The sequence below is a fragment of the Aeromonas molluscorum 848 genome (genome assembly GCF_000388115.1).
GTDB classification, from domain to species: domain Bacteria; phylum Pseudomonadota; class Gammaproteobacteria; order Enterobacterales; family Aeromonadaceae; genus Aeromonas; species Aeromonas molluscorum.
In genome coordinates, this window is the sequence record NZ_AQGQ01000206.1 from 1 (window position 1) to 6,432 (window position 6,432).

Below are 6,432 nucleotides of genomic sequence, written 5' to 3' on the forward strand. Positions count from 1 at the left end.
CCTAATCGATCAGGGTGATGAATTCTTGTCAGCTCAATCTCCTCTCACGGCCGATCATGCCTTATTTACACCTGAATGAATCCTTTTAACCCAGTTAGCGAGCCTGACTCTGCCGTTGCCAAGAGCTTGCTATCGCAAGGCTGCACCTAAATTAATCAATTGAATACGCTCAGGTCGATCTGGGCTGGCCAGGGTTTTTTTTGGGTTAGAATGCGCCCCCTTAGCGGCAGGTGATGCGCTAGACTTCAGATTGAACGCTATATATTGTGTTTTAAATTAAAGTTAACACCATAGGTGGTATGTTGACGGCTGCTCTTGGCACCATGACAGAAGGTGATTTTTGATGGAAAAATCCAATCCCGTAGGCGAGTACGAACGGCTTACCACGCTTATTCCGCTACAGGAGACATCCCTGGAGATCTGGGACAGCAAGTATCGTCTCAAGCGCAAAGAGGGAGAGCCGGTCGATGGCTCTATCGATGAGACTTACCAGCGAGTGGCTCGTGCCCTGGCGGCTCAAGAGCAAGATTGTGATGCCTGGTATGAGCGCTTCTTGTGGGCGCTGCGTCAGGGCGCCATTCCGGCTGGCCGCATAACCTCCAATGCCGGCGCCTTCGAGCACAAACCTGCCACCTCAACCATCAACTGCACCGTGTCCGGTACCATAGAAGATTCGATGGATGACATATTGGCCAAGGTGCACGAGGCGGGACTGACCCTGAAGGCAGGTTGTGGCATCGGTTATGACTTCTCGACCTTGAGGCCGCGTGGCGCCTTCGTCTCCGGTGCTGGGGCTTACACCTCTGGCCCGCTCTCCTTCATGGATATCTACGACAAGATGTGTTTCACCGTCTCGTCAGCCGGTGGACGGCGTGGCGCCCAGATGGGCACCATGGATATTCGTCATCCTGATGTGATCGATTTCATCCAGGCCAAGCGTGAAGATGGTCGCCTGCGTCAATTCAATCTCTCCCTGCTCATCACCGAAGAGTTTGTAGCGGCAGTGAAGGCGAATGCACCCTGGCAGTTTATCTTCCCCTATACCCAGCAAGAGATAAGCCAGGATGGGATAGTGCTGGACGATCCCGAGCAAGTGGTCTGGAGCGATTGGCCAAACCGGCAGGGGGTGCAGTTCAACGAGCTGGGTCAGGTAGCCTGCAAGGTCTACAAGAGCATGCCTGCCCGCAAGCTGTGGAACCTCATCATGGCCTCCACCTATGATTATGCCGAGCCAGGCTTCATCCTGATCGACAAGGTCAACGAGATGAACAACAACTGGTTCTGCGAGGAGATCCGCGCTACCAACCCCTGCGGTGAGCAGCCGTTGCCTCCCTATGGAGCCTGTCTGCTTGGTTCGGTCAACCTGACCAAGTTTGTACGCGACCCCTTCACGGCTGCGGCCCAGTTTGATTGGCAGGCTTTTAGAGAGGTGGTGGCCATCTTCACTCGCATGTTGGATAACGTGGTGGAGATCAACCAGTTGCCTCTGGCAAAGCAGCGTGAAGAGATCCTGAACAAACGCCGCCACGGCATGGGGTTCCTCGGGTTAGGCTCGGCCCTGACCATGTTGCAACTGCGCTACGGTTCGGCGGCATCGGTTGCCTTCACCGAACAAGTCGCCCAAGAGCTGGCAATGACTGGCTGGCGTGAATCCCTGGCCTTGGCCAAGGAGAAGGGGCCGGCTCCCATCATGGAACAAGAGTTTGAAGTAACTGGCAAGATGCTGCGGCTGCGTCCCGAAATGGCCGCCGATGGCATCAAGCTGGGCGACAAGCTCAAGGGGCGAGAGCTGCATGCTCGCTACAGCCGCTACATGCAGCAGGTGGCCGAGGTGGATCCTACCCTGGTCGCCGAGCTTGCCGAGGTGGGGGGGCGCTTCACGCATCACAGCTCAATAGCGCCGACCGGTACTATCTCGCTGTCCCTTGCCAACAATGCCAGCAACGGCATAGAGCCGAGTTTTGCTCATCACTACAGCCGCAACGTCATCAAGGCGGGCAAGAAGAGCAAGGAGAGCGTCGATGTCTACTCCTTCGAGCTGCTCGCTTACCGGGTATTGATCAATGCCGATGCCATGCCTCATGGCACCGATGAGCGCAGTCGTCTACCGGATTACTTCATCACGGCCGATGACATCACTCCGACCCAGCACGTGGATATTCAGGCTGCCGCTCAGCGCTGGATAGACTCCTCCATCTCCAAGACTGCCAATGTGCCGACCGATTTTCCCTTTGAGCAGTTCAAGGATATCTATATGTATGCCTCGGATGCGGGGCTCAAGGGCTGCACTACCTTCCGTTTCAATCCCGAGGTGTTTCAGGGGGTATTGGTGAAGGAGCAGGATCTGGCGAACACTTGCTATGAATTCACCCTGGAAGATGGCTCTGTTGTCAGTGCGCAGGGTAACGAAGAGATCGAGTACGACGGCGAGCTGCACACCGCGGCCAATCTCTATGACGCCTTGAAAGAAGGCTATTACGGCAAATTCTGAGAAGATGACCATGGTTAAGAAGATCGACAAGAAAATTACCGCCTACCAGGTGCGTACCCGTGATGAACCTCAGGAGCCCGCCGCCGAGTCTGAGGTGGTTCAGATGCACGAGACCGTGCTGCGCCCGGAGCGGTTGATGGGGACGACCTACAAGCTCAAGACGCCGGAACATGTCTCGGAGCATTCGTTGTTCATCACCATCAACGACATCATTCTCAACGAGGGCACGGTTCATGAGACTCGTCGCCCGTTCGAGATCTTCATCAACTCCAAGAGTCTGGAGCATTATCAGTGGATAGTGGCGCTGACCCGGATCATCTCGGCGGTGTTTCGCAAGGGCGGGGATGTCACCTTCCTGGTGGAGGAGCTGAGATCCGTGTTCGATCCCAAGGGCGGCTATTGGAACAAGGGGAAATACGTTCCCTCCTTGATCGCGGAAATTGGCAACGTGATCGAGGCTCATCTAACCGAAATAGGCATGTTTGCTCCTGCCGGTCTGGATGAGCATCAGCAGCAGTTTCTGGCGAAAAAGCAGGCCGAGTTGCAGGGGGCTGCCGAACCCGAGAGGCAAGAGGCGCAGGAGCAAGTGGCAACCGGTTTTCCTGCCAGTGCGACGCTCTGCTACAAGTGTCACACCAAGGCACTGGTCCAAAAGGATGGCTGCCTGACCTGCCTCAACTGTGGCGACTCCAAGTGCGGCTGAGCCCCTGAGAGATAAACGTGAGGGTGAAAAGAGCCGGCCAGTGTGCCGGCTTTCTTGTTGATTGTTTTGTGTTCAACTGATTGTGCTTGTTGAGTGATTTGTTGCGCGTAGGTAAATTCGGGCGTAGCGTTGGGAGTAATAAAACTGTCACGGCCGTGTGGTTTCAATGACATCTGAGATTCACACACGTGGCACCCCCAGTGCCAAGGAGGATGCTTATGGACAATACGGACCGGAAGCTGTTTATCCTGGATACCAACGTTCTGTTACACGAACCCCTCGCTATTTATTCCTTCAAAGAACACGACGTATTGATCCCCATGACGGTCCTCGAAGAGCTGGACAACATCAAGGATCGTCAGAAGGACGTGAGCCGGGATGCGCGCGTCGCGATCCGCGCCCTGGAAGATGTGTTCCGCGATGCGACGCCGGAACAGATCACGAGCGGAGTGACGCTGGCTGGCGAGGCATCGGGCCGCATCTCCATCTTCAGCGATCACCATCTGCCCCAGGATGCCGAGATCTTCACCGACAAGGAGGCGGACAACCGCATCATCAATGCCGCGCTCTACCTGCAAAAGCACGAATCAAAACGCCAGGTGGTGTTGGTCACCAAAGACATCAACATGCGCCTCAAGGCCAAGGGGGCCGGTCTATCCCGTGTGGAGGACTATCGTTCTGATCAGCTGATCGACGATATCCGCTTGCTCGCCAAGGGCTTCCAGCAGGTACCTGGCAGCTTCTGGGAGCGGGTCGGCGAGTGCGAGAGCGAGACCCATGGCCGGGAAACGGTGCATGTGGTCGAGACCAAGCTGCTCGACCATGTACACGTCAACCAGTATCTGATTGACGAGGAGAACTTCTTCGCCGCCCGGGTACTTGCCCATGATGATCAGCATATCCGGCTGCGGGATCTGGGCCGCGAGCGGCTGATGTCACGCAAGGCCTGGGGAATACATCCCAAGAACATCTATCAGGGCATGGCCCTGGACGCCCTGCTCGATCCCCATATCGATCTGGTTATCCTGACTGGCCCGGCCGGGTGCGGCAAGACGCTGCTCGCCATGGCGGCGGCGTTGGAACTGGTGATAGAGAAGGGGATCTACGAGAAGGTGATAGTCACCCGTAACACCCCTGAAATTGCCGAAAGCATCGGTTTCCTGCCGGGGACGGAAGAGGAGAAGATGATGCCCTGGCTGGCGGCGGTCACCGACACCCTGGAGGTACTGCACAAACAGGACGAGAACATGAGTGGCTCGCTCAGCTACATCATGGAGAAGGCCAACATCCAGTTCAAGTCAGTCAACTTCATGCGTGGGCGCAGCATACAAAATACCTTCGTACTGCTGGACGAGTGCCAGAACCTGACGGCTTCCCAGCTCAAGACCATTATCACCCGCTGCGGTGAGGGCACCAAGATAGTCTGCTCCGGCAACCTGGCCCAGATAGACTCCAACTACCTGAGTCCGGTTACCTCGGGGCTGACCTACATTGTGGAACGCTTCAAGGATTTCGAGGGCAGTGCCAACATCTATCTCAATGGTGTGGTGCGTAGCCGACTCGCCTCCTTTGCCGAAGAGAACCTCTGACGTTCATTCTCAACATGAAAGAGGGGAGCCACAGGCTCCCCTCTTTCATGATTGGTACTTGTACCAATCATGCCCCCCGGGACAGGCCGAGGTAGCGGCGTAAACCTGGGTGATCCGAGTCGCGCAGCAGGCTGGGCAACCCCTGCAAGGCGATACGTCCCTCGTCCACGAACAGTAACTGATCGGCGATAAGCTCGGCGTCTTCCGGGTTGTGGGAGACCATGAGCACGGTGATGTTCTGTTCACGAGCGAGGCCAGCGACTTCCGCCAGCATCTCCCGGCGCAGAGCGGGATCCAGTGCCGAGAAGGGCTCATCGAGCAGCAGCAGCGGCTTGCCGCGTACCAGTGCGCGGGCCAGGCCGACGCGTTGTTGCTGACCGCCGGAGAGTTGCTCGGGCAGTCGGGTCAGCATCTCGCCGAGTCCGACTCGCCGGGCGGCCTCTGTGACTTGCCGGCGCTGGGCGGGATGGAGGCGCAGGCCTGGGTGCAGGCCGATGGCGATGTTGTCAAACACAGGCAGGTGCAGGAAGAGGTTGTGATCCTGAAACAGGGTAGTGACCGGGCGGGCGGGCGGTCCCAAAGGCAACAGATCCTCACCGCAGAAGGTGAGGGCGCCGGATTCAACCGGTACGAAGCCGGCAATCATGCCGAGCAGGGTCGATTTTCCCGCGCCGCTCGGCCCTATCAGGGCGGTGATCTGGCCCGGCGCGAGTCGGGCACTGAAGCTCACGCGCCAGTCCGGGTAGCTGGTGACCAGCTCATCGATGATCAGCATGTTTTCCTCTCAAAGGTGTCGTTCGATCGGTCATTGATGCCAAGGGCTGGCCAGACAAGCGGCAGCAGATGGTCAGCGTTTCAATGCGCAGCATTTTTCCCTCCAAGCCCTCGCTCTACCAGCCAGAACAGAGAAAGACACAGGAGTAACAACAGCAGGGCGGTGGCTGCCGCCTCGGTCAGCCGGTAGCTGCCCAACTGTTGATAGAGCAACCAGGGCAGGGTGGTGAGGCTCTGGCTGCCAAACATGGCGATGGCACCGAGATCCCCCAGGGACAAGATCATCGACAGCGCCATTGCCAGGGCCAGAGGGCGACGCAGCAGCGGCAGCTCCACCAGACGCAGGCGGTTGAAGCCGCTCACGCCCAGGCTGTCGGTCAATCTGTCGTATTGGCGCACCACCAGTTGCATGGGGGCCGAGAGGGTTCGCAGCACATAGGGCAGCGCCATCAGGGCATTGACCAGCACGACCAGCCAGGGGGCGAGGGCAAAGACATCGGTAAAGGGCATGAACAGAATGAAGAGGCCGGTGCTGAGCACCACGGCCGGTATCATCAGGATCATGGCGCCGCTGGCTTCCCAGAGTGCGGCGGCGCGGCGCCTGCGCTTGCGCACCTTGAGATGGCGACTGGTGAGCAGTAGGGCGCAGCCGAGCAGGGTGGCGAACAGGCCGGCGCCGATGGCGATAAGCAGAGAATGACCCGCGGCTTGCCACAAGGCGGTGGAGGTGAGCGCCGTGAACAAGGCTGGATTGAGCCCGGCAACCAGTATGGCCAGCAGCGGTGGCAGGAAGATGCCAGTACCAAGCAGCAGCACCAGGCTGTCGACCCACAGTGTGCCTGGTTGCAGGCGGTCCGGGCGCAGGCAAGTACGTA

The 6,432-nt window shown here is 57.9% G+C and carries 5 protein-coding genes; 3 read left to right on the forward strand and 2 right to left on the reverse strand.

Features of this window, described 5'->3' with window-relative positions; genetic code table 11:
* Nucleotides 1-343: 343 nt before the first annotated feature.
* From G113_RS18370 to G113_RS18380, 3 genes are all read left to right on the forward strand, one after another.
* Nucleotides 344-2,491, forward strand: a complete 2,148-nt coding sequence (locus tag G113_RS18370; protein ID WP_005908440.1) for an adenosylcobalamin-dependent ribonucleoside-diphosphate reductase — start codon at nt 344-346, stop codon at nt 2,489-2,491.
* 10 nt (nt 2,492-2,501) lie between these two features.
* Nucleotides 2,502-3,194 carry a TSCPD domain-containing protein gene (locus tag G113_RS18375; RefSeq protein ID WP_005908441.1) on the forward strand — a complete coding sequence of 231 codons (693 nt, stop codon included), beginning with the start codon at nt 2,502-2,504 and terminating at the stop codon, nt 3,192-3,194.
* A 218-nt stretch (nt 3,195-3,412) separates the two neighbouring features.
* Nucleotides 3,413-4,783, forward strand: a complete 1,371-nt coding sequence (locus tag G113_RS18380; RefSeq protein WP_005908442.1) for a PhoH family protein — start codon at nt 3,413-3,415, stop codon at nt 4,781-4,783.
* 67 nt (nt 4,784-4,850) lie between these two features.
* Here G113_RS18380 and thiQ read toward each other — a convergent pair whose 3' ends face one another.
* A complete protein-coding gene (thiQ, locus tag G113_RS18385; RefSeq protein ID WP_005908443.1) occupies nt 4,851-5,558 on the reverse strand; it encodes a thiamine ABC transporter ATP-binding protein in 708 nt (235 codons plus the stop codon).
* Nucleotides 5,559-5,638: 80 nt separating this feature from the next.
* A partial coding sequence (locus tag G113_RS18390) for an ABC transporter permease subunit (RefSeq protein ID WP_005908445.1) occupies nt 5,639-6,432 on the reverse strand: 794 nt, incomplete at its 5' end.

Coding starts and splice junctions, on each gene's coding strand:
- G113_RS18370 (WP_005908440.1), top strand. CDS start 344: ATGGAAAAATCCAATCCCGTAGGCGAGTACGAACGGCTTACCACGCTT.
- G113_RS18375 (WP_005908441.1), top strand. CDS start 2,502: ATGGTTAAGAAGATCGACAAGAAAATTACCGCCTACCAGGTGCGTACC.
- G113_RS18380 (WP_005908442.1), top strand. CDS start 3,413: ATGGACAATACGGACCGGAAGCTGTTTATCCTGGATACCAACGTTCTG.
- thiQ (WP_005908443.1), bottom strand. CDS start 5,558: ATGCTGATCATCGATGAGCTGGTCACCAGCTACCCGGACTGGCGCGTG.